The following is a 20,508-nucleotide window of genomic DNA, read 5'->3' as shown; positions in this document are numbered from 1 at the left end:
TTCTTTATAAGAGTAGACTGAAAGAGTACACGCGCAAAAGGAGTGATATTATGAAGAAAATTGAACAAAAAGATTTATTTGAATTAAAAAACGTAGCCCAACCGGTTGTGGCTGGAGGGGACATCTTCTTTACAGAAACGAAGATGAATGAAAAGAAGAATACTTATGAAACAGCTATTTATAAGTATACAAACGAAGGAAAAGTAGCTTATGGAGATGATGGGACGGTCAATTCATCGCTTCAAGTATCACCGGATGGAAAGTGGATTAGTTTTGTCAGTAATGAAGGAGAAGATAAAACTCCTCAATTGAAAATTCAATCGGTAACAGGTGGGAAAGCTATCGCTCTGACACAGGAAAAAAAGGGTGTTTCCGTATATGTTTGGGGAAAGGATAGTCAGTCTATTTACTATCAAACGACTAAAGCAGATGAAGAAGAGAAGAAAGAAGAATTCCCTCAACCAATCATCGTTGAAAAAACAACGTATCGATTCGATGGAGGAAGCTTCTTACCGAATAAAGAAACAACTCAAATTAAACAGGTAGAAGTAGCCACTAAAGAAGTGAAGGCACTTTTTGAAACTGAAGATTCTATATTCTTCAGAGATGTGTTACATGATGGCGGAAGCCTTGTTGTAGACCGTGATTTATCCAATATTCGTTGGACATTAGATAGTGCAGAGGCTTGCTATGTGGATGTGGCCACTGGGGATATTCATCCAATTCTTGAAGCAGGAACAGATGAATCTTATCGCTATATGCTGGATTCAAAAGAGGGAGTTGTTTTAGCTTATAATTCAGGGGAACACGGTTTTGTTACACAAGTAGACATCGTATTCAATAAAGAAGGTCAACCAGGTACAGAAGGAAGTATTTTAAATTTAACGTCTGGATTAGATGTGGAATGGGGAGACTGGCTAGTTGCTGACTTCCAACAATCAGTTACTGGAGTTGAACCTCAATGGATGGATGAGGAAAGCTTCCTCGTTAGCGCGAGTGTGGAAGGGAAAATCGTATTATACCGTCTCTTCTTAGATGGAAAAAATGAAGCTCTTTTTGATAAAGAGGTTCATATTACAGGAGCTAAAATCATCACTGAAAAAGAACTCGTCATCACTTATTCAACGACAACACTTCCTAGCGCGTTAGCAAAATTGGATTTAACCACTGGAGAAATTACAAACCTTTATAATCCAAATGAAGCATATTTGGCGGAACATATCGTTACAACGCCTGAACGCTTTACGTATAAAGGATATGACAACTGGGATATCCACGGATGGTATATGCCACCAGTCGAAAAGAAAGATAAGCATGCGGCGATTCTCTATGTTCACGGTGGACCACAAGTGGCTTACGGCGAAAGTTTCTTCCATGAAATGCAAGCCCTCGCTGCAAAAGGATACGGTGTGATTATGATTAACCCACGTGGAAGTAATACTTACGGACAAAACTTCGTGAAGAGCATTCTTGGTGATTACGGGAACCACGATTTTGACGACTTGATGATGGGGGTAGACTACATCTTAGAAACACATCCTGAAGTTGATGCGGACCAATTATACGTTGCTGGTGGAAGTTATGGTGGATTCATGACCAACTGGATTGTAACGCATACGGACCGCTTCCGTGCAGCCGTCACACAACGCTCCATCAGTAACTGGATTAGCTTCTACGGTACAAGTGACATTGGACCATTCTTCGTGGAAAAACAATTGCTTGATGACATTCATAATCCACAACGCCTATGGGAAATGTCACCAGTGGCTCATGCCAAAAACGCGAAGACGCCTTTACTTGTCTTACACGGACAAAGTGACTTACGCTGCCCACAAGAGCAAGGAGAACAAATGTATATGGCTATGCGTAAAAACAATGTGCCAACAAAAATGATTCTCTTTCCTCAGTCTAGTCATGGATTATCTCGTCAAGGATTACCAAATCTTCGTCAAGAACGTCTAAAAGCTATTACCGACTGGTTTGAGGAATATTCAAAATAACCATTAAATAGAAAAAGAGTCGTATTTCAATATCGAAATACGACTCTTTATTTTATGGAAATAGTTGTTGTTCGAGTGCCCGACGTTGGACTTTCATCGTGGCAGTTCGTGGGAATTCGTCAAACGGTAGGATAATCGGTTCGTTTAAGTGGGGAAGATTCACGAGTGTTTTCCACCATGCTTCCCATAGGAATTTGCCATCCGCTTTCACCGCAACAACTGGTTGAGGGTAGCCATTTGGATCTTTTACAATGACAATTTCTTCAATCCATTCGTGAGTATCAAGTAGGAAGTCTTCGATGGCAAGCGTACTTGGTAAAGATTCCACTAAATCGACTTGGCGGTCTTGCAAGATGAGTTCTCCCGATTTGTTTACATAACCGTAGTCACCAGTATCCCACCAGTCGCCATAGACGTTCGCATTGAATCGGTCTTCCTCTTTATAGTAAGTCACTGCACGCCCTTTAGAAAATAAATGAATATTTCCCGGAGTGTTTGCTGGTAGAGGCTTCCCTTGTTCATTTGCAATTCGAGCTTTTGTGAAATCAAGATAACCAACTCCCATATTACGCACATCCATTGTTGGAAGACTTTCAAGGGTATGTTTCCGCACAATCGCTGGTCCACATTCACTTTGACCGTAAATTTGTAAGTAAATGCCATTACCTTCTCTATTGGTACGTAAGAAAGTAGCCATTGTTTCCTTATTAATGGCATCAAAAGTAGAGTGGTAGTAACGCGTATTTTCAAATAAATGAGGTTTCTCTTTTGCGAGATGTGCCCACTGGACAAAATTGTTCGGATGTGTCTCAATCGCAAGAGGAGAGTGGTGTTGTAAAACTTTCTCTACATTTTGTATACTTGGATCTACTATATAGAAATAAGGATAACCAAGATTCATCAGCGAAGACATTCCAATATTAAAGCGGGAATGAACGGGTGAAATATGGAAAGCTAGTAAATCAACATGGTCCATTTTCTCCATGATGCTTTGTTGAAAAGCGATACGCCACCCCATACTAATCGAAGAATGAGCAATGAGTTTTGGAACGCCAATAGTTCCACTTGTATGCGTCATGTAACTAATCTCGGTGTCTGGTAGTGGATTAAAATCTACAACTGTTTCATCGGCCTGGAGGACATCACTAACTGAGAACGCACGTTGTTTCATATCTTCAGGTAAAGGAGTAATTCTTTCAGCCGTAACGTCGTCAAACAGAATCCATGGCTTTTCTAAGCGCTCAGAGAAAATCTCAATAACTTCACTAGAAAGATGGAATGAAGTCATCACTGGAACAGCACCAAGATAGCATACACTAACCGCAAGCCAGTACGTATCAACAGAGGATCTCTTATAAAGTAGAACTTTATCTCCCTGTTCCACACCAAGCGTCGCTAATTGACGTGCACGTTTGACAATCGCTGCATGAGTGGCTTCATACGTTGTTTGGGTTCCTAATTCTGGAAAAGCAGATGTTTCTGTATCTACAAAAATAGAGCAGCCAGGAAATTTTTCGCAAGCTTCTTTATAGTTTTTATAGAGTTGCAATGGTTTAAATGACATAACAAAACTCCTTTCATTGGTATATATTATATCAGTCACAAAAAAGGAAAACAATATGACCAAAAATATTGACAAAAGCAAGCTAGAAAGGTATATTATTAAAAGTTATTCGATAGGTGACCTGTAAGGGGATATGTGTTGACAGACTCTCTATTATTTGGTAGACTATTGGAGTTGAGAAAACAAGCAGAAGCATCCCGCTTCTCGCCTAAGTTGACAAGGGTCCTTGGGCTGATAGGAAATGTTCAAGTTTTAAAAAGACATTGGCAGCGGGAGTATTCTACTACTTCCGTTGCTTTTTTGCTTTTTTTCTCTCAAATATTCTTGGAGGTGAATATCATAGCAAAAGATATGATGGTCAATGATGGAATTCGCGCTCGTGAGTTACGTGTTATTGACAATAACGGTGAACAAATTGGTGTTCAATCGAAAAATGATGCTTTACGTTTAGCAGAACAAGCTGGACTTGATCTAGTATTAGTTTCGCCAAACGCAAAACCACCAGTTGCCAGAATCATGGATTATGGTAAATATCGTTTTGAACAGCAGAAAAAAGAACGAGAAGCTCGCAAAAACCAAAAAGTCATCAATATCAAAGAAGTGCGTCTAAGCCCTACAATTGATGAGAACGACTTTAATACGAAGTTAAAAGCAGCGATCAAGTTCCTTGAAAAAGGTGATAAAGTCAAAGCAAGCATTCGCTTCAAAGGTCGTGCCATTACTCATAAAGAGATTGGCCAAAAAGTTCTCGAGCGTTTAGCAGAACAAGTTTCTGAAATCGCAACAGTTGAACAAAAGGCTAAAATGGACGGACGAAGCATGTTCTTGATGTTAGCACCTAAGAATGATAAGTAAAAAAGTAACAGGAGGAAAGTCTCATGCCAAAACAAAAAACACACCGTGGTTCAGCTAAACGTTTCAAACGTACAGGTGGTGGAGGATTAAAACGTTCTCAAGCCTTCACAAGCCACCGTTTCCATGGCAAAACTAAAAAACAACGTCGTCACTTGCGTAAACAAACAATGGTTCACGCTACTGACATCAAACGTATTAAACAACAATTAAGTCAAATGCGTTAATTCAGCACGCAAACTATTACATTTTCAAGCCAGTCGCAAGAGACTGATAGACCAAGGAGGAATTAATTATGCCACGTGTTAAAGGTGGAACAGTTACTCGTCGTCGTCGTAACCGCGTTTTAAAATTAGCTAAAGGTTACTACGGAGCGAAATCAAAATTATTTAAAACAGCTAAACAAGCAGTCATGAAATCATATATGTATGCTTACCGTGACCGTCGTCAAAAGAAACGTGACTTCCGTAAATTATGGATCGCACGTATCAATGCGGCAGCTCGCTTAAACGGATTAAGCTACAGCAAATTAATGCACGGCTTAAAATTAGCTGGTATCGAAATGAACCGCAAAATGTTAGCTGACTTAGCAGTTAACGATGCAGCTGCATTCACAGTATTAGCAGATAAAGCTAAAGAAGCATTAGCAAAATAATTTTATTTTCTAGATAATAGATCCACATTTGAGCCCCGTTAAACTCAATGTGAAGAATACCAAGAAAGAAATTGGAGGAAACAATCGTGCGTACAACATATATGGCTAAAGCTAGCACTACAGAACGTAACTGGGTTGTTATCGACGCTACTGATGTGCCATTAGGACGTCTTTCAGCTGTTGCAGCAAGCATTTTACGTGGAAAAAACAAACCAACATTTACACCTAACGTTGATACAGGTGATTTCGTAATCATCATCAACGCTGACAAAGTTGCCTTAACAGGTAAAAAAGCAACTGATAAAGTTTACTATCACCACTCAAACCACCCTGGTGGATTGACTTCTCGTACAGCTGGTGAATTACGTGCTAACAACTCTCGTAAATTAGTTGAATTATCAATCAAAGGCATGTTACCTAAGAACTCATTAGGTCGTCGTCAATTTACTAAATTACATGTTTACGGTGGAGCTGAACATCCACATGCTGCACAACAACCAGTAGCAGTAGACATCCAATCACTAATCTAAGGAGGAAAAAGCATTGGCTCAAGCACAATACCGCGGCACTGGACGCCGTAAAAATTCAACTGCCCGTGTTATCTTAGTACCAGGGACAGGAAACATTACAATTAACAAAAAATCAATCGAAGAATACATCCCATTTGCTTACTTACACGAAGTAATCAAACAACCTTTAAACTTAACTGAAACTTTAGGTTCATACGACGTTTTAGTGAACGTTAACGGTGGTGGATTCACAGGTCAATCAGGAGCTATCCGTCACGGAATCGCTCGTGCATTATTAACAGTTGACCCTGACTTCCGTGGAGTGTTAAAAGCTGCCGGCTTATTAACACGTGACCCACGTATGAAAGAACGTAAAAAACCAGGTCTTAAGAAAGCTCGTAAAGCGAGTCAGTTCTCAAAACGTTAATATCGTTCTATTGCGAAGACTTATTCAAAGCATCCCATTATTGGGGTGCTTTTTCTTTATAGAGAATTGAGGTCAATTCACATGGGTGTTGTTGCTTTAGCAACTTACAGCCATGGGTGCGAAGGCCTAGCAAGGGGGTGTTGCTACTAAAGTAGCTTACAGCCTCGGCTGAGCCGGGCGGAGCCCTAGCCTCAGAACGTTAATACGTTATTGGAATTACTTACAAGATCTCAGCACTCTGTTTTTGCAGAGTGCTTTTTTATTGAGAATTGGCGGTCTCAATTTTACATAGCCGTAGGAACGAAGTGACGTATGGATATGGATGCGACGGATGGAGTCCTAGCCAGGAGATGTTGGAGCAAAGCGACTTACGGATGTGGATGCGTACGACGAAGGAGTAGCCAATAAACGTTAATATCGTTCGTATATCAACATTTCTGACACTTCATGGTTCACACCATGGGGTGTTTTTTTTGATGATTTTTAGAAAAATTCACACCATTTGAATGAAGGTTATTAAAATCAGATGAAATAACATTAGCTGATAATATCAAAAAATGTCGATTTTAAAGGCATTCTAACACTTATTCAAATATAAGGTTATTCAAATCATAGTTTTTTCAACCAATATTTAATTCCTTTCGTCTGTTAATAACATGAGCTTTTAAATCAATCACATCTTGAACAGTAGGTTCATAATTTTCAATCATTGATGATCCGATAGCATACCAAACGGTATCAAAGTCTGGGAGTTATCAAATTGAACTCCTAGAATAGTTAATTTATCTTTATTTACATCAAGAGTCACAGTAAACCTCCTTGTATAGTACTACTATTACTATATTATAAATTTGTTAGATTCATACTAAGGAATAGAGAATGGTATTTAATTAAAAGATATAATAAACAAGAAAAAACAGTAAATCTTTCGATTTACTGCTCTTCTACATAATTTATTAGTTATTTCATTTTCTTAACTGTTGTAAAATATCTCTGCAATCCCAACAATACAACAATACCATCAACTATAGGTATAACATACCAAATACTCTGTGCTCCAAATATGTATGGAAGAAAAATCATGGTTGGAATAAATAAAATTACCTGCCTTAGCATAACTAAAACACCAGCTGTTTTACCATCTCCAATTGCTTGGAAAAATGTCATAATCATAATCATTACCCCATAAACAATGAAAATACTATACATTATACGAAAGTTTGGAACCGCTAAAAATAGTGTTTCATCAGACAATCCAAATAAATTAAGAATCTGTTTAGCAAATCCTTCTACCGGTATCCAAAAACAAGCTGCCAATACAATGGAACTAATAGTAAAAACATTAAATATTTTTTTTACCCTATTATATTGCTTCGCTCCGAAATTAGCACCAATAGCAGGTTGTAATCCTTGACTCATTCCCCATAGCGGAATGAAAGAAAATGCTTGTATTCTTAATGATACTGCCATAATGGCTGCTGAAGTTTCTCCTCCATATCGAAATGCCTGACTATAAAGAAAACTCTGTTGAATAATAGTAAGCACCTGCATAAGCATAGCAGAAACTCCTACCGAAAACATCTCTCCTGTTATTTCTTTTTCTTTTCTCATCAAGCCAATTTTTACAGTTTCACTTTTTTTCTTAAAAAACCAAAGCGTAAATACTGCCTGAATAAATTGTGCTGTTATTGTAGCAATAGCAGCTCCCTCAACTCCATGTTCTCTAAACATTATCATTAAAACTGGATCTAATACTATATTTATTCCTGCTCCCAGTGACATAATTAACATGGCACGTTTCATTAAACCCTCACCACGCATCACCATATTAGCTGCCTGTGCAAAATTCACAAATATGGATCCAAGAAAAATAATTCGTAAATAACGAGTAGAAAGATCTAAAAGTTCTCCCTTAGCTCCAAATATCATAAGAAGTTGTCCGCAAAATAAATACCCTAATATTGTAACGATTGTTGACAATAACAAAACCCAAAAGCAAAGATTCCCCATAACTTTGTCAATGGTTCTTTGATTTCCTTCTCCAATTGCTCTGGAAAGTAAAGATGCTGACCCTACACCAATCAAGGTAGCAATTCCTGTATTGATGTAGGTAAATGGGGTAGCAATGCCTACTGCCGTCATGGCTTTTTCACCAAGTATTTGACCCGCAAAAATCCCATCCATTAACGGATATAATCCAATAACAATCATTCCTAATATCGCAGGTAATGATAGCTTAATTAATATTTGTAATGGCTGCTCTGTTAACAACTCTTTACTATTTTTATTCATACAATTACACCTCTTCTTCGTTTTCTATTAGAACGTCAATGACCATTTTTTTAAGAATGTGACGTTGTGAAATTAAATGTTCTCTGATACCCAATGTCTCACAACCTAAGATGAAAGTATTAATCAAATCATTGAGTAAATTCCAAGATTCTTTAGAAATCTTCAAGCCTCCGTTTTCCTCTAACATTTGCTCAAAATCCCTTATATTACTATCTCTTATATCTTTATAAAGTTGTTGTAAGGTTTCATCTTCCTGCATCGACTGCAAGAACATAACATATATTGGAATAAATATATTGTTGGAAAGTGCCTTATCAACCATTAGTTCAGCTAATACCTCTATACCTAAAGGGTTTGGAATTTCAGCTATCTTTTTTTTAATAATATCTTCCCTATATTTACAACCTCGGATCATCATGTCGTAAAGAATTTCAGATGTACTTTTATAATGATGATACAATCCTCCTGCGGATAGTCCGGTAGCTTGTACTAAATCATGCATACTTGTGTTTTTATATCCCTTTATTGTAAAAACTTCCAATGCAATATTCTGTATTTCTAATTTTCTTTCATTTGCTGTTAGCCTTTCTCTTTTCATTTGCTCCTCCTTACCGATAAAGTTGTCGGTAATTGTACTTTAACATTAACTAACCAAAATTGTCAATATCTCAAATATACAAGATAACCTATAATATTATTATCGTGTAGAAAAGTTCTATCAAATGAGATTAAAATCCCTGACAAAGTAATCCCCATAACCATAAAGGCGATATGATATTTATAAAACATGATTTATTGTATATCAAAAATAAAAAACATTTCATTTAACTGTTGAACAGATTGTTTCCTTATTAACCTATGAAGATATTTTAGATTTTGTAGAAAATCATTGATACAAAAAGCAAGTGACTGTTAGAAAATCCACTTGCTTTGTTTTTTAAACAATAATGGTGTGAGTTTTGGTATTTAGTAGCTCAATTCGTGTATTTTGGGGGTAAAATTCACACCATTCGAATCAAATTAGTTGAAATTATATGAAAATCCGCTTTCTGTAAACAAGGGAAAACGCTGATTTTAAAGGTTTTTGAAATTTATTAAAACTAACTCTGTTCAAACCAGGTCTTAAGAAAGCTCGTAAAGCTAGCCAATTCTCAAAACGTTAATACGTTACAAGAATTACTTACAAGATCTCAGCACTCTGTATTTACAGTGTGCTTTTTTGTTGAGAACTGACGCTCTCAATTTTACATAGCCGTAGGAACGAAGTGACGTACGGATATGGATGCGACGGACGGAGTCCTAGCCAGGGGATGTTGGAGCGAAGCGACGTACGGATGTGGATGCGTACGACGAAGGAGTAGCCAATAAACGTTATTATCGTTCTATTGCGAAGACTTATTCAAAGTATCCCATTTCAACATTTTGATGGAAATATTGAATCGTTATCTTAAACTTGCTACAATTTAGATATTAAACACGGTTACTAAAAAAAGGGGGGAAAACCATGCTGAAAAAAGTGCTAAAAATAATTTTATTAGGTGGAATGGGAATGATATTCCTAGCAGGATGTAATCCAAAGAGTAGCAAAGAGTTTATCGAAGGGAAGGCAGCTGAACTAAGTAAGGTTTATCCCACGGTGGATTTACAAGATTTGTTTGAAAAATTTCCAGATGGATTTAGTGTTCAAAGTGATGATTTGTATGATTACAAAGAGGGCGAAGGCTATTCATTTCAATCTATAAAGTTGAAAGGGGATAGTGAGACTAAAAGTATTACTGGAACCATTTTATGGAAAAAAGTGACAATTGATGATAAAAAGAAAAAGCATACAGAAGTACTATATGAGGGTGAAGTCATTTATCAAAACGGCACCATTCAATTGAAAGATTCGACAGCAAATGTGAACATAAAACATCCAACACTTCTATTGCAAAAGTTTATCATCAATAAAGAGAGTTTATCAGCCTTAAAAATGGAACTAAAAATTTATAGCAATGAAACAGGAAGCGCAGATATTAGTTATTTTATAATGGATTCTGTTCTAAATAACTACATGGAAGTAGACCTGAATACGCAATTAAAAATGGTCATCTATATCAGAAAGAATACTTTAGAAAATAAAGCTTTTAGCTATACTGTAGATATTCGGCATGGACAAAATTCTCATGCGGAGATTATCAGTGGGAAATAAACAAATAGCGGTCAATAAATATCCTGTGAGTCCAGTACATGATAATTATAAAACACGTTTCGATGCAGTTGCGCCAAATGGACGTGAATTACGATTCGAATTTGTGTTTGGTAATGATAATCATTTGAAAGTTTATCATTTATACGAAACCGTCAACGGACGTAGGAAAAAGACATTTATGGATGTTATCGGGTCCTTAATCGACTCATTGTAAAAGAAATAGGGGGAAACGAAATGGAACCAACAGAACTAAAATGGATCTTCTACCGCGAAGTGGATGTCCCACGAGATATTGAGGAAATTCTTGTGACAGGGGAAGTCGCAGACCGCGCCTTCAAAACCGTACGAGATGTGGCGGTATTCACCAACAAACGCCTGATTGTTAAAGATGTTCAAGGGTTAACTGGAACAAAAGTAGAGATGTATTCCTTACCGTATAGCGCAGTGAATATGTGGTCTACAGAAAATGCAGGAATCCTAGATTACACCGCAGAAGTGGAATTATGGACCAGAGCTGGCCATATTAAGATTGAATTGAAACGCGGAATTGATATTCGTAAATTCGAGCGGTTATTAGCAGAGTATATTCTCTAAACAACAGACTGGAGGAAGAATTTCTCTTGTTACAAGAATAGAGTTTTACTGCTGTAAGCTCAATGCATTGCTTTTCAATGAGGACAATGCTAGAATGAGTCATGTAATTAAATATTGAAGATCTTGGGAGTCTCGTTAGGGAGGCTGAGAGTGTGATATACAGACCAATATTATCTGATCAACTTCATGGTTGCGTAGAGAGTATCTTACAAAGTCGACAGTACCATTGTGTACATATCTATACAGGTGAACCCCCCTTTCAGGATTGAAAAGATCTGAAGGGGGTTTTTTATGTCTCAACATGTTTCGTACGGAAATTGCCGAGTGGGAGTTCCAGGTTCACATTTAGCAATTAGCGGCGCGAGGTTTAATTTGGCACCGATGTCGGATGATTTTATCGACATTATTCTGGGGGCCATCAGGCAAGTGGATTTGTCCAATGTATGGGCAAAGACGGATCATACTTCTACCATTTATCGTGGGGGAAGTGTAGAAGTTTTCGATGCGTTAAAAGCTTGTTTTATTAGTAGTTATCGTCCGGGAGTTCACTGCTCGCTGGAAGCCACTCTTTCAAAAGGGTGCCCTGGGGATGTAGATGAGGATACGCCTTTATCGTTCGATGGAAGTCGAATCAATGAAGTCCGATCCCAAGCGACTCATTTTCCTGTCATTGGGAAATTCGCAGTATATCCAATGGGGTCTGATAATTATATGAAGACCATCGAGAAAGTGGTGAATCTAGGGATTGATCAAGGAACGATTACTGGAACAGGGCATTATGTCACTTTTCTAGGAGGGGACGTTCACGAGGTGTTTGATTATTTGGAACAAGTTTTTAAAATTTTAGAGCAAGATGTGAGTCATTTTGTGATTCAAGTGACATTATTATGCAATGTACCAGGGGGAGAAATTGATGAATAAAAATAAATTAGAACTAAAGGATTACTTATTTATTAGCTTAATTTGTGTATTGTTTGGGGTGTTTTATTTACTAGCAGTTTATGCAGGAGGTGCGCTTTCTGCCACACTAGCACCGATGGGACTTGGGATGCTAGGATATGAGCCATTTTACGGAATCTGGTTTATGGCTCCCGTATTCACGCTTTACTTTATTCGAAAACCAGGGATTGGTATTATTACAGAAATTATTGCAGCCGTAATTGAAGTGTTACTTGGGAACATGTTCGGGATTATCGTTGTGGTTAGCGCCTTTATCCAAGGGCTAGGAGTAGAAATGGCCTTCATGACGAAGAAATACGGCGATATTACTTATGGGACCACAATGTTAGGGGCTGTTATTACGACCATCTTTACATTCCTTTGGACAGGCTTCCGTAGCAATTATTTAGCATTAGATTGGAAGCTGGTTGCCGCTATTTTTGTGATTCGTTTAGTTTCTGCCTTAATCTTTACAGGATACTTAAGTAAACTACTATGCGACCAAATGGTAAAAACAGGAGTGGTCAAAGTTCGTGGCTAATCCTGAAGTTGTGCTCCAATTGAAAAATGCGACTCTAAGCGTTCAAAGTCGAGTGCTGTTCTCCAATCTTTCAATGCAAATCCATTCGGGAGAAATTGTATTAGTCATTGGAAGAAGTGGCGTCGGGAAAAGCAGCCTTATGAATGTGATTAATGGAGTCTATCCAAATGGGGACACAGATGTTCAATGTGAAGGATTAGAAATTTTAGGACATTCTCTTCTAGAGTTGAATCACTTGGAGAGAACGAAATATGTACGCTCTATTTTCCAAAATGCAAGACTCTCGTTTGCAATGGAGACACCGTACGAAGAAATGATTTTCGTACTAGAGAATTTTTGTTTTCCCATTGAAGCGATGGAACTAAAAGTGCGCGAGCAAGCCAAAAAATACAAAATTGAAGACTTATTACACCGAAAGTTTGCAAGTCTTTCAGGAGGAGAACTTCAAAAAGTGGCTTTTGCTTGTGCTAACTTAGTAGAGGCGCCTCTATATTTAATGGATGAGCCATTTGCCAATATCGATGAAGAAAGTACTGTGTACTTTATCGAGCAAATTAAACGGTTAAGTAACGAAGGAAAAGCGATTTGTATCATTGATCACCGATTGGACTTTTGGGAGTGGGTCAATCGTTGGTATCTCTTAGAAGACGGTGGAGAATTGAAACGAATCGAACTTCCTCTAAAGGAGAAAGATAAGCTTCTCCTAGAAGAGAGTGGAAATCTATGTCCATTACCAGTTAAAACAAAAAAGAAGTTAGAAATTAGAAAGCCACTGTTGAAAGTCAACGATGTTTCGGTTTTTGTAGAAAAAGACAAGCCGCTTCTTGAGCATATTCATCTTGAGCTTCATGAAGGGGAGATGATGGCTCTTATTGGACCTAGTGGGAGTGGGAAAACAAGTTTCTTCAAAGCTCTTTTAAAGCAACTCCCTTATTCAGGAAGCATTGAACTGCAAGGCCACTCTTTATCGAAGGTGAAGAGGAAGGATTTATTGAAACAAGTCGGGCTTGTTTTTCAAGATCCTACTCTCCAGTTTGTTGCTGCTAAAGTTCTAGAGGAATTGAAAGTGACTTTTCCAGACGAAGTAGAAAGTCGTCTAGAATCGCTTTTAGAAGAATACTCCTTAAAGGAAACTTGGGAATTATCTCCTTGGCTTCTCAGTCAAGGGCAACAGCGCAGGCTTGCTTTTTTAACGATGACTGGAGAGGGAAAAGTTCTACTATTAGTGGATGAACCGACTTACGGACAAGACATGAAAAATGCGATAGCTATCATGAATGCATTGCAGCAATTATGCCAAGAGGGAGTAGCTTGTCTATTTACTAGTCATGACCGTAGACTAGTGCGTCAATACGCGCAGAAGGTGATGAGCATTCGTCATCAGACCATGGAGGTAGAGACGAATGAAGATGAGAATTAATCCGAGCGTGCAATTAGGAGTTTCATTTTTACTATCGATGGTTGTCCTTTTTACAAAATCATGGAAACTTAATGGAATGATGATGCTGGCATCCATCGTGATAATAGTGTTGTTCAGACAACAACCTTGGGGACGCGTTGTTAAACTTGGACTGGGATTACTGATGATTACCTTGACGTATTTTCTTTCAGTCTATTTTTATCCAAATGAGAATCTATTGGTTCAAACGGGATCAGGTGGCGTATTTTCTGTAGCTTTGGAATTAAGTAGTCGAATTCTTGCGCTTGGCCTTGTAGGAATTAGTCTATCAACTTCTATTGAGAAAAATGAATTTGTTGCCAGTCTCATCCAGCAATTAAAAGTGCCAGTGGCGATTGCTTACAGCATACTGGTAGCCATTAATTTTCTAACACTGATTCAAACAGAATATGAACAGTCGAAATTAGCATTGCAAATCAGAGGGATTTCTGGGAGTGGAGTTTACTTAAAAGCCCTCACGACCATGATGATTCGTCTGATGCGACAATCCGAGTATACGGCCATGGCGATGGAACTACGTGGATTCTCCTCGGATAGAGTGCAAAAAATCCAACTGAAAATTTCCATTTTAGATTTAATTTATAGTAGTTTGATGATCTCTTTTATCGTTATCGTCATATGGCTACAACAATAACACCAAAGAGTCACAACTGTGAAGTGCACCCCAAAAGTTAGACAGAAAATCTAACTTTTGGGGTGCACTTTATTTGTAGGGACTCTTTCACTTTAGAATTCAGTGTTATTTATTGAAGTTGTTTTTATTTCCTTCAACAGCACCTTCAATGCTTTCTTTAACGTTATCAATGACTTCTTTTGCTTTTCCTAACCCTTTTTCTACAGCACCTTCTGATTCAAGGCTTTTATCGCCTGTAATTTTACCCGCTAATTCTTTAGCGGCATCTGTTGCTTGTTGTAATTTATCTTCTAATGACATATGAATGACTTCTTTACTGTTTGGCTCATTATAGCATTTAAAAAGGGTTTTATCTAAGTTTCTCCTTGAGGAATTATTTTGTAGGGCTTTGTTTTGTGAAACCGAATCTTTGACAGGATAAACTTAGAGGTATATAGTTCTATATAGAATTAATTTGAAAGAAGGATATTCATGAAAGCAAAAATGAAGGGTGGTTACTTAGTCCACCATGTAGGGTTACTCAATGGGAGAAACTATCAAAAATTATTAAAGAAACAACCTTCTGCTCAGTTTAGAAGTGAGCAAGCTAAAATTTTATCTTCACTTTGGTACTATGAAAACGAGTGTATGACTTTTACAGACTTAAGTCAAAAGACGGGGCTTGCCAATAATACCTTAACGAATATGATTAAAAAATTAGAAGAACAAGGACTTGTTAGTTTAGAAGCTTGCAAGATTGATAAACGGAAGCGTTATGTCAGTCTAACAGAACTCGGAAAAGCTCAAAAAGTTGTTGGAGACGAAGTGAGCTATGAATTAGGCGAACAGTTTTATAAAGGATTTTCGACTCAGGAAATTTCTGAATTCGAAAGCTATTTAGAACGAATTATTCAAAATTTAAAAGAATACGAAGAGCAAGAAGGTAAAGGAGAAACTAGATGTTAGAATATAAAAATGTCGCTTTACGATATGATGCAAAGCTCGTTTTAAAAGACGTGAACCTTAGCATCAACGACGGCGAATTCATGGTGTTAGTGGGTCCATCTGGTTCAGGGAAAACAACCATGTTGAAGATGATCAACCAGTTGATTGAACCAACTGATGGAAATATTTATTTAAACAAAAAACGAATCAAAGAACATAACCAACGAAAATTACGCTTAGAGACGGGCTATGTCCTTCAACAAATCGCGTTGTTCCCAAATTTAACGGTGGCAGAAAACATCGCGCTCATTCCTGAGATGAAAGGGTGGAAGAAGGAGGAAATCATAGCCAAAACAAAGGAACTGCTTGAGAAGGTAGGGCTTCCTTTTGACGACTATGCCAAACGTCTTCCAAGTGAACTCTCCGGTGGGGAACAACAACGTGTGGGGATTGTTCGAGCGATGATTGCTGAACCGATGACACTGTTAATGGATGAACCTTTCTCGGCGCTCGATGCGATCTCCAGGAAGCAACTACAAGAACTCACGAAGGCATTACACAATGAGTTTAAGATGACGACCATTTTCGTCACACATGATACAGATGAAGCGTTGAAATTAGCTGACCGTATTGCAGTCCTAAAAGACGGAGAAATCCAGCAAGTCGCAACACCTTCTGAAATTCTCGCAAGTCCTGCAACCGCATTTGTGGCGGAACTTTTTAAAGGAGGTGTTCGTCATGAATAATCTGATTACAACTTTTCAAGACCGTTTTAGTGATTGGACGGTGGCATTAGGGCAACATTTACAACTTTCCTTATTAGCGCTACTGATTTCAATTATGATTGCTGTTCCATTGGCGGTTCTGTTAAGTGCTCGTAAGCGTGCAGCAGGTTTTGTTCTTCAAGTAGCTGGGATTTTCCAAACGATTCCTTCACTGGCGCTATTAGGGCTATTTATTCCATTGATGGGGATTGGAACGGTTCCAGCCCTCACAACCCTTGTGATTTACGCCTTATTCCCAATCTTGCAAAATACGATTACAGGTCTACAAGGGATTGATCCAAGTCTGGAAGAAGCCGCTGTGGCCTTTGGAATGACGAAATGGGAACGATTGAAAAAGTTTGAGATTTCCATTGCAATGCCAGTCATTATGTCTGGAGTGCGCACATCAGCGGTGTTTATTATCGGAACAGCGACACTTGCAGCTTTAATTGGAGCAGGGGGACTTGGCTCGTTTATCCTTCTTGGGATTGACCGTAATAATGCCAGCCTTATTCTTATTGGAGCCTTGTCTTCTGCAGTATTGGCAATTGCATTTAACACCTTGTTGAAATGGATGGAACATGCCAAATTAAAAACGATCTTCGCGACCTTTATCCTTCTATTTGCAGGACTAGGGGCTTCATTTGTATCAGGGATGATGCCTTCGATGGGACAACAAACCCTTATCATTGCTGGGAAATTAGGGCCTGAACCGGAGATTTTAGCGAATATGTATAAACTCTTAATTGAAGAAAATACGAAACTAAAAGTGGAAGTGAAGCCCAACTTCGGGAAGACAACATTCCTATATGAAGCCTTGAAGAATGGGGATATCGACATTTACCCAGAATTTACAGGAACTGTTACAGAAAGCTTGTTGAAGCCAGCACCAAAAGTTTCGCATAATCCCGAAGAAGTGTACGAATTGGCTAAAGAAGGCATCTTGAAGCAAGACAGTTTGGCGTACTTGAAGCCGATGGAATACCAAAATACGTATGCTGTAGCGGTCCCAAGAGCGATTGCTGAAAAATACGGACTCAAGACGATTTCTGACTTGAAGAAAGTCGAAGGGCAATTAAAAGCGGGATTCACACTTGAATTCAATGACCGAGAAGATGGAAATCGCGGCCTTCAAAAGGTCTACGGATTGAACTTAAACGTCGCAACAATGGAACCAAGCCTTCGTTATCAAGCGATTCAGTCGGGTGACATTCAAATCACCGATGCTTATTCAACGGACGCGGAAATCACACGCTATGATCTAGTAGTGCTAGAAGACGACAAACAATTATTCCCACCTTACCAAGGCGCACCTCTCATGAAGGAAGCATTATTAAAAAAATATCCTGAATTGGAAAGTGTATTGAATGTGTTGGCTGGTAGGATTACAGCAGAACAGATGAGTCATATGAACTATGAAGTGGGAGTAGAAGGCAAGTCTGCAGAAAGCGTGGCGCGTGCCTTCTTAGAAAGAGAAGGAATTCTTCCCCAATAATCTTTTTCGAGATAGACATTCGATTTAGTTATGATACTAGTTGTATCAAAATTGAATAAAAGTTGTCAGTTCAATTCACGGTGTATTCTATACTCTCAACTAAAAGAAGTTTAGCTTTTATATACTGCTTAAAAAAGTATTTCACTCTCGAGTCATTTTATTAAAAATCAAGTAATAAATTTTTCTAAGAGAGAATATCCATTTGAATAGTATTGTTCTCAAGGTTTAGATTATATTTAAAACTTTTAAAAACTTATAATAATCAAGTAGAAGTCGAATCTTTTATTTTTGAACTGTGTAAATAGTGTCTTCATTGATAGAATTCTTATTGTACTATCGATGAAGGCACTATTTTTATGAGAGATCATTTTATTCTTTCTTTTTGCGTAATACCGTTCCAATATAATAAACGAGAGTGGAAGCTTCAAATGAACCTCTAAGTGATACCTTGCCATTTTAATCAATAGATTTTTTGTTGGAAAAAGAGGGGGACAAAACAAAAAAGTCTCATCCAATTTGGATGAGACTTTTGATGATATACTTGCATTATTTAGTAGTTTTGTAGAAGTTTTGAATCCCACTAACAATTCCAGCAACAAGCTTGTCTTGATAAGCACTATCACTAATTTTCTTACTTTCTTCGGGATTATCCATATATCCTAGTTCTAAAAGAACAGCCGGTTTTGTTGTTTCACGAAGAACTGCGAAACTCGCGCCATGAATGCCTCGATCATTAGCACCGGACATTTTGATAATAGAAGCATGGAGATTTTCCGCTAAACGTTTACTTTCGCTCATACGAAGGGGATTATCATGAGCATCTTTATTAATTTTAGGTGGATACTCTTCGTCAGCTTCATAAATGTACGTTTCTACACCGTTACGGTTTGATCCTGGATCACCTGTTGCGTTGAAGTGGATACTAATAAAGAAGTCCGCATCCGTTTTATTCACCATTTGAGAACGTTCTGTTACGAAGTCTACAAATTCATCTTTATCGCGAGAAGTGAGAACCGTATATCCGAGTTTTTCTAATTCTCTACGTAATTTATGATAGATTTGCATATTCAAATCTTTTTCACGAAGTCCATTATAGACTGCACCAGGGTCCTTCCCGCCATGTCCAGGGTCAAGGAAGATAACGTTTTTATATTCTCCATAATTAACGGCTTTGGGAACTTCAGCAATCCAAAGACCATTGGCTTGAAAAAGATGTTTTTTTCCATCAATGGTAAACTGATTTGTGACATAAACACCGTCATCCTTGAGATAGAAGTAACCACTGTAGTTCTTATCATAAATCCATTCGTTGATAGCCATTCGTCCATCCGCCTTCACGTAATAAGGGCCAATCCATTTACGTGTCGCCATTTGACCATCAGCGATAAAGTAGTACCAATCTCCATCTACTTGATACCATCGGTTTCCACCGATATATTTGCCATCAACTCCTAGATAGAAGTAACTGCCGTAATTTTTGTCAAAGAACCATTCGTTTTTGGCCATTGCACCGTCAGATTTGACGTAGTAGTTCCCAATCCATTTATTGGTTTCAAGTACGCCGTCCATTTGGAAGTGGTATTTTTTACCATTGACTTCAATCCATTTTCCTCCAACATATCGGCCACTTTCTTCGAAATAGTATGTGGCTTTATAGTTATCGTCATAAACAAATTCGGATTTCGCCATATAACCACCGGCTTTTAAGTAATAAGAATCTTTCCGTTCTCTACTAGCATAAGCACCACCTGGTTTGATATAGAAATAACTATTGTAGTACTTGTCGAAAACCCACTCGTTATCGGCCATTGCACCGTCAGCTTTCAAGTAGTAAATATCGTAGAACTCATTTTGACGAAGGACGCCATTTTCTTTAAATGAATACCATTTTCCGTCTATTTTTTTCCAATCATTTCGGAAGATTTTTCCGCCAGAATCAGTGTAGTATCTTTTCCCATTTAAGTAGTTCCAACCAGGTGATGCGAGTAGACCTTCGTTATCTAAAAGATATCCATCTGGAGTGATTGTTGAAAACAACATCTTTCCGTCTTTACCAAAGTAATACCAGCGTCCATTTACCCATTTCCAAGTTGAAGCAATCGGTTTACCATCAACGTAATAATAGGTTTCATCATCTGCTTTAACAAGACCTGTCTGGTTTGGTTTTTCAACTTCCTGCTGCACATCACCGATGCTTTTATCAGCTGTTGGTGGAGTAACTTCTGAAGTTGTTGGGAGCTCTTGTGTCGTTGGTTGAACCGTTGTGACTTCAACAGTCGTAGCCTCAGCTGTCGTTTGTGGTTGTGTCGTCTCTGCAGCAACAGCATGTGTCGAAAGGGCGAGTAGGGTAGCTGTTAATAGCGTGACTTTACCTATATGTTTCATATGGACCTCCTTACAAAAAATTATCCTTCCCAAGTGTACCAAAAAACAATAAAACACGCAATTTGCTGCGACAAATTCCGTTTCTGATTCAATAAAAAAAGCCCCATAATGAATGAGGCTTTCTAAAGATTCTGATGAACTGTTAAAGACAGTGTCATTAACGCCCAAACCAAACGCTCATATCCACATTTCCAAGGCCAATGATAAATTCCTTATCAGTATATTGCCATCCCCAGCTTGGTTGGCTGTATGGAAGCTGGTATCTGAGTTGTGGAGTATAAGC

General features: G+C 38.2%; 21 protein-coding genes, 1 pseudogene and 1 other annotated feature. Of the genes and pseudogenes, 16 read left to right on the top strand and 6 right to left on the bottom strand.

Annotation, left to right across the window (positions count from 1 at the left end; genetic code table 11):
* The first annotated feature begins 50 nt into the window (after positions 1-50).
* Positions 51-2,000, top strand: a complete 1,950-nt coding sequence (locus tag ACO5V7_RS07905; RefSeq protein WP_485485744.1) for a S9 family peptidase — start codon at positions 51-53, stop codon at positions 1,998-2,000.
* A 52-nt stretch (positions 2,001-2,052) separates the two neighbouring features.
* Here the strand turns inward: ACO5V7_RS07905 and ACO5V7_RS07900 are convergent, their stop codons facing one another.
* Entirely contained in the window at positions 2,053-3,564 is a 1,512-nt protein-coding gene (locus ACO5V7_RS07900) for an AMP-binding protein (RefSeq protein WP_485485743.1), read from the bottom strand.
* A 178-nt stretch (positions 3,565-3,742) separates the two neighbouring features.
* Positions 3,743-3,871, top strand: a sequence feature (ribosomal protein L20 leader region).
* 44 nt (positions 3,872-3,915) lie between these two features.
* On the opposite strand from ACO5V7_RS07900, the gene infC reads away from it, so the two are divergent.
* The 5 genes from infC to rpsI all read left to right on the top strand — a co-directional run bounded on the left by infC (position 3,916) and on the right by rpsI (position 6,007).
* A complete protein-coding gene (gene infC / locus ACO5V7_RS07895) occupies positions 3,916-4,419 on the top strand; it encodes a translation initiation factor IF-3 (RefSeq protein WP_070444481.1) in 504 nt (167 codons plus the stop codon).
* 23 nt (positions 4,420-4,442) lie between these two features.
* The gene (gene rpmI, locus ACO5V7_RS07890; protein WP_005605917.1) at positions 4,443-4,643 is read left to right on the top strand and encodes a 50S ribosomal protein L35; all 201 of its coding nucleotides are present in this window, start codon (positions 4,443-4,445) and stop codon (positions 4,641-4,643) included.
* Positions 4,644-4,711: 68 nt separating this feature from the next.
* On the top strand, positions 4,712-5,071 hold the full coding sequence (gene rplT, locus ACO5V7_RS07885; protein ID WP_005605911.1) for a 50S ribosomal protein L20: 360 nt from the start codon (positions 4,712-4,714) through the stop codon (positions 5,069-5,071).
* An 86-nt stretch (positions 5,072-5,157) separates the two neighbouring features.
* Positions 5,158-5,601, top strand: a complete 444-nt coding sequence (gene rplM / locus ACO5V7_RS07880; protein WP_485485742.1) for a 50S ribosomal protein L13 — start codon at positions 5,158-5,160, stop codon at positions 5,599-5,601.
* 13 nt (positions 5,602-5,614) lie between these two features.
* On the top strand, positions 5,615-6,007 hold the full coding sequence (gene rpsI / locus ACO5V7_RS07875; protein ID WP_005605904.1) for a 30S ribosomal protein S9: 393 nt from the start codon (positions 5,615-5,617) through the stop codon (positions 6,005-6,007).
* A 620-nt stretch (positions 6,008-6,627) separates the two neighbouring features.
* On the opposite strand, the pseudogene ACO5V7_RS07870 reads toward rpsI, so the two are convergent.
* From ACO5V7_RS07870 to ACO5V7_RS07860, 3 genes and pseudogenes are all read right to left on the bottom strand, one after another.
* Positions 6,628-6,815, bottom strand: a pseudogene (locus ACO5V7_RS07870) (hypothetical protein).
* A gap of 152 nt (positions 6,816-6,967) precedes the next feature.
* Positions 6,968-8,299 carry an MATE family efflux transporter gene (locus tag ACO5V7_RS07865; RefSeq protein WP_485485741.1) on the bottom strand — a complete coding sequence of 444 codons (1,332 nt, stop codon included), beginning with the start codon at positions 8,297-8,299 and terminating at the stop codon, positions 6,968-6,970.
* Between the two features lie 4 nt (positions 8,300-8,303).
* Positions 8,304-8,897 carry a TetR/AcrR family transcriptional regulator gene (locus ACO5V7_RS07860; RefSeq protein ID WP_485485740.1) on the bottom strand — a complete coding sequence of 198 codons (594 nt, stop codon included), beginning with the start codon at positions 8,895-8,897 and terminating at the stop codon, positions 8,304-8,306.
* Positions 8,898-9,803: 906 nt separating this feature from the next.
* On the opposite strand from ACO5V7_RS07860, the gene ACO5V7_RS07855 reads away from it, so the two are divergent.
* The 7 genes from ACO5V7_RS07855 to ACO5V7_RS07825 all read left to right on the top strand — a co-directional run bounded on the left by ACO5V7_RS07855 (position 9,804) and on the right by ACO5V7_RS07825 (position 14,657).
* Positions 9,804-10,490 (top strand): hypothetical protein, encoded by a 687-nt coding sequence (locus ACO5V7_RS07855; RefSeq protein WP_485485739.1) that lies wholly within the window; start codon positions 9,804-9,806, stop codon positions 10,488-10,490.
* Positions 10,480-10,704: a hypothetical protein gene (locus tag ACO5V7_RS07850; RefSeq protein ID WP_485485738.1), complete on the top strand. Its 225-nt coding sequence runs from the start codon at positions 10,480-10,482 to the stop codon at positions 10,702-10,704. Before ACO5V7_RS07855 ends, ACO5V7_RS07850 begins: the two co-directional genes overlap by 11 nt.
* A gap of 20 nt (positions 10,705-10,724) precedes the next feature.
* Positions 10,725-11,084 carry a PH domain-containing protein gene (locus ACO5V7_RS07845; protein ID WP_485485737.1) on the top strand — a complete coding sequence of 120 codons (360 nt, stop codon included), beginning with the start codon at positions 10,725-10,727 and terminating at the stop codon, positions 11,082-11,084.
* 291 nt (positions 11,085-11,375) lie between these two features.
* A complete protein-coding gene (locus ACO5V7_RS07840; RefSeq protein WP_049554379.1) occupies positions 11,376-12,005 on the top strand; it encodes a YkoF family thiamine/hydroxymethylpyrimidine-binding protein in 630 nt (209 codons plus the stop codon).
* On the top strand, positions 11,998-12,564 hold the full coding sequence (locus ACO5V7_RS07835; RefSeq protein WP_485485736.1) for an ECF transporter S component: 567 nt from the start codon (positions 11,998-12,000) through the stop codon (positions 12,562-12,564). The genes ACO5V7_RS07840 and ACO5V7_RS07835 overlap by 8 nt, the downstream gene beginning before the upstream one ends.
* Positions 12,557-13,984, top strand: a complete 1,428-nt coding sequence (locus tag ACO5V7_RS07830; RefSeq protein ID WP_485485735.1) for an ABC transporter ATP-binding protein — start codon at positions 12,557-12,559, stop codon at positions 13,982-13,984. Before ACO5V7_RS07835 ends, ACO5V7_RS07830 begins: the two co-directional genes overlap by 8 nt.
* Positions 13,968-14,657 (top strand): energy-coupling factor transporter transmembrane component T family protein, encoded by a 690-nt coding sequence (locus ACO5V7_RS07825; RefSeq protein WP_485485734.1) that lies wholly within the window; start codon positions 13,968-13,970, stop codon positions 14,655-14,657. Before ACO5V7_RS07830 ends, ACO5V7_RS07825 begins: the two co-directional genes overlap by 17 nt.
* A 105-nt stretch (positions 14,658-14,762) precedes the next feature.
* On the opposite strand, the gene ACO5V7_RS07820 is transcribed toward ACO5V7_RS07825, so the two are convergent.
* Positions 14,763-14,957 (bottom strand): CsbD family protein, encoded by a 195-nt coding sequence (locus tag ACO5V7_RS07820; RefSeq protein WP_485485733.1) that lies wholly within the window; start codon positions 14,955-14,957, stop codon positions 14,763-14,765.
* Positions 14,958-15,128: 171 nt separating this feature from the next.
* Between ACO5V7_RS07820 and ACO5V7_RS07815 the strand changes: the two genes are divergently transcribed.
* Genes ACO5V7_RS07815 through ACO5V7_RS07805 form a run of 3 tightly spaced genes read left to right on the top strand, consistent with a single transcriptional unit; the run spans position 15,129 to position 17,840 of the window.
* Complete coding sequence (locus ACO5V7_RS07815; protein WP_485485732.1) at positions 15,129-15,602, top strand: MarR family winged helix-turn-helix transcriptional regulator; 474 nt, start codon at positions 15,129-15,131, stop codon at positions 15,600-15,602.
* Positions 15,596-16,327, top strand: coding sequence for an ATP-binding cassette domain-containing protein (locus ACO5V7_RS07810; protein WP_485485731.1), 732 nt, complete (start codon positions 15,596-15,598; stop codon positions 16,325-16,327). Before ACO5V7_RS07815 ends, ACO5V7_RS07810 begins: the two co-directional genes overlap by 7 nt.
* Complete coding sequence (locus tag ACO5V7_RS07805; RefSeq protein WP_485485730.1) at positions 16,320-17,840, top strand: ABC transporter permease/substrate-binding protein; 1,521 nt, start codon at positions 16,320-16,322, stop codon at positions 17,838-17,840. Before ACO5V7_RS07810 ends, ACO5V7_RS07805 begins: the two co-directional genes overlap by 8 nt.
* Positions 17,841-18,386: 546 nt before the next feature.
* Here ACO5V7_RS07805 and ACO5V7_RS07800 read toward each other — a convergent pair.
* The gene (locus tag ACO5V7_RS07800; protein ID WP_485485729.1) at positions 18,387-20,225 is read right to left on the bottom strand and encodes an N-acetylmuramoyl-L-alanine amidase; all 1,839 of its coding nucleotides are present in this window, start codon (positions 20,223-20,225) and stop codon (positions 18,387-18,389) included.
* Between the last annotated feature and the right edge of the window lie 283 nt (positions 20,226-20,508).

This window comes from Granulicatella sp., from assembly GCF_057274575.1.
The sequence above is the reverse complement of the archived record's forward strand: the minus strand, read 5'-3'. Positions and strand labels throughout refer to the sequence as shown.

Coding starts and splice junctions, on each gene's coding strand:
- ACO5V7_RS07900 (WP_485485743.1), bottom strand. CDS start 3,564: ATGTCATTTAAACCATTGCAACTCTATAAAAACTATAAAGAAGCTTGC.
- ACO5V7_RS07865 (WP_485485741.1), bottom strand. CDS start 8,299: ATGAATAAAAATAGTAAAGAGTTGTTAACAGAGCAGCCATTACAAATA.
- rplT (WP_005605911.1), top strand. CDS start 4,712: ATGCCACGTGTTAAAGGTGGAACAGTTACTCGTCGTCGTCGTAACCGC.
- ACO5V7_RS07815 (WP_485485732.1), top strand. CDS start 15,129: ATGAAAGCAAAAATGAAGGGTGGTTACTTAGTCCACCATGTAGGGTTA.
- ACO5V7_RS07855 (WP_485485739.1), top strand. CDS start 9,804: ATGCTGAAAAAAGTGCTAAAAATAATTTTATTAGGTGGAATGGGAATG.
- rpmI (WP_005605917.1), top strand. CDS start 4,443: ATGCCAAAACAAAAAACACACCGTGGTTCAGCTAAACGTTTCAAACGT.
- ACO5V7_RS07825 (WP_485485734.1), top strand. CDS start 13,968: ATGAAGATGAGAATTAATCCGAGCGTGCAATTAGGAGTTTCATTTTTA.
- ACO5V7_RS07800 (WP_485485729.1), bottom strand. CDS start 20,225: ATGAAACATATAGGTAAAGTCACGCTATTAACAGCTACCCTACTCGCC.
- ACO5V7_RS07840 (WP_049554379.1), top strand. CDS start 11,376: ATGTCTCAACATGTTTCGTACGGAAATTGCCGAGTGGGAGTTCCAGGT.
- ACO5V7_RS07810 (WP_485485731.1), top strand. CDS start 15,596: ATGTTAGAATATAAAAATGTCGCTTTACGATATGATGCAAAGCTCGTT.
- ACO5V7_RS07860 (WP_485485740.1), bottom strand. CDS start 8,897: ATGAAAAGAGAAAGGCTAACAGCAAATGAAAGAAAATTAGAAATACAG.
- ACO5V7_RS07805 (WP_485485730.1), top strand. CDS start 16,320: ATGAATAATCTGATTACAACTTTTCAAGACCGTTTTAGTGATTGGACG.
- ACO5V7_RS07835 (WP_485485736.1), top strand. CDS start 11,998: ATGAATAAAAATAAATTAGAACTAAAGGATTACTTATTTATTAGCTTA.
- ACO5V7_RS07845 (WP_485485737.1), top strand. CDS start 10,725: ATGGAACCAACAGAACTAAAATGGATCTTCTACCGCGAAGTGGATGTC.
- ACO5V7_RS07820 (WP_485485733.1), bottom strand. CDS start 14,957: ATGTCATTAGAAGATAAATTACAACAAGCAACAGATGCCGCTAAAGAA.
- infC (WP_070444481.1), top strand. CDS start 3,916: ATGATGGTCAATGATGGAATTCGCGCTCGTGAGTTACGTGTTATTGAC.
- ACO5V7_RS07905 (WP_485485744.1), top strand. CDS start 51: ATGAAGAAAATTGAACAAAAAGATTTATTTGAATTAAAAAACGTAGCC.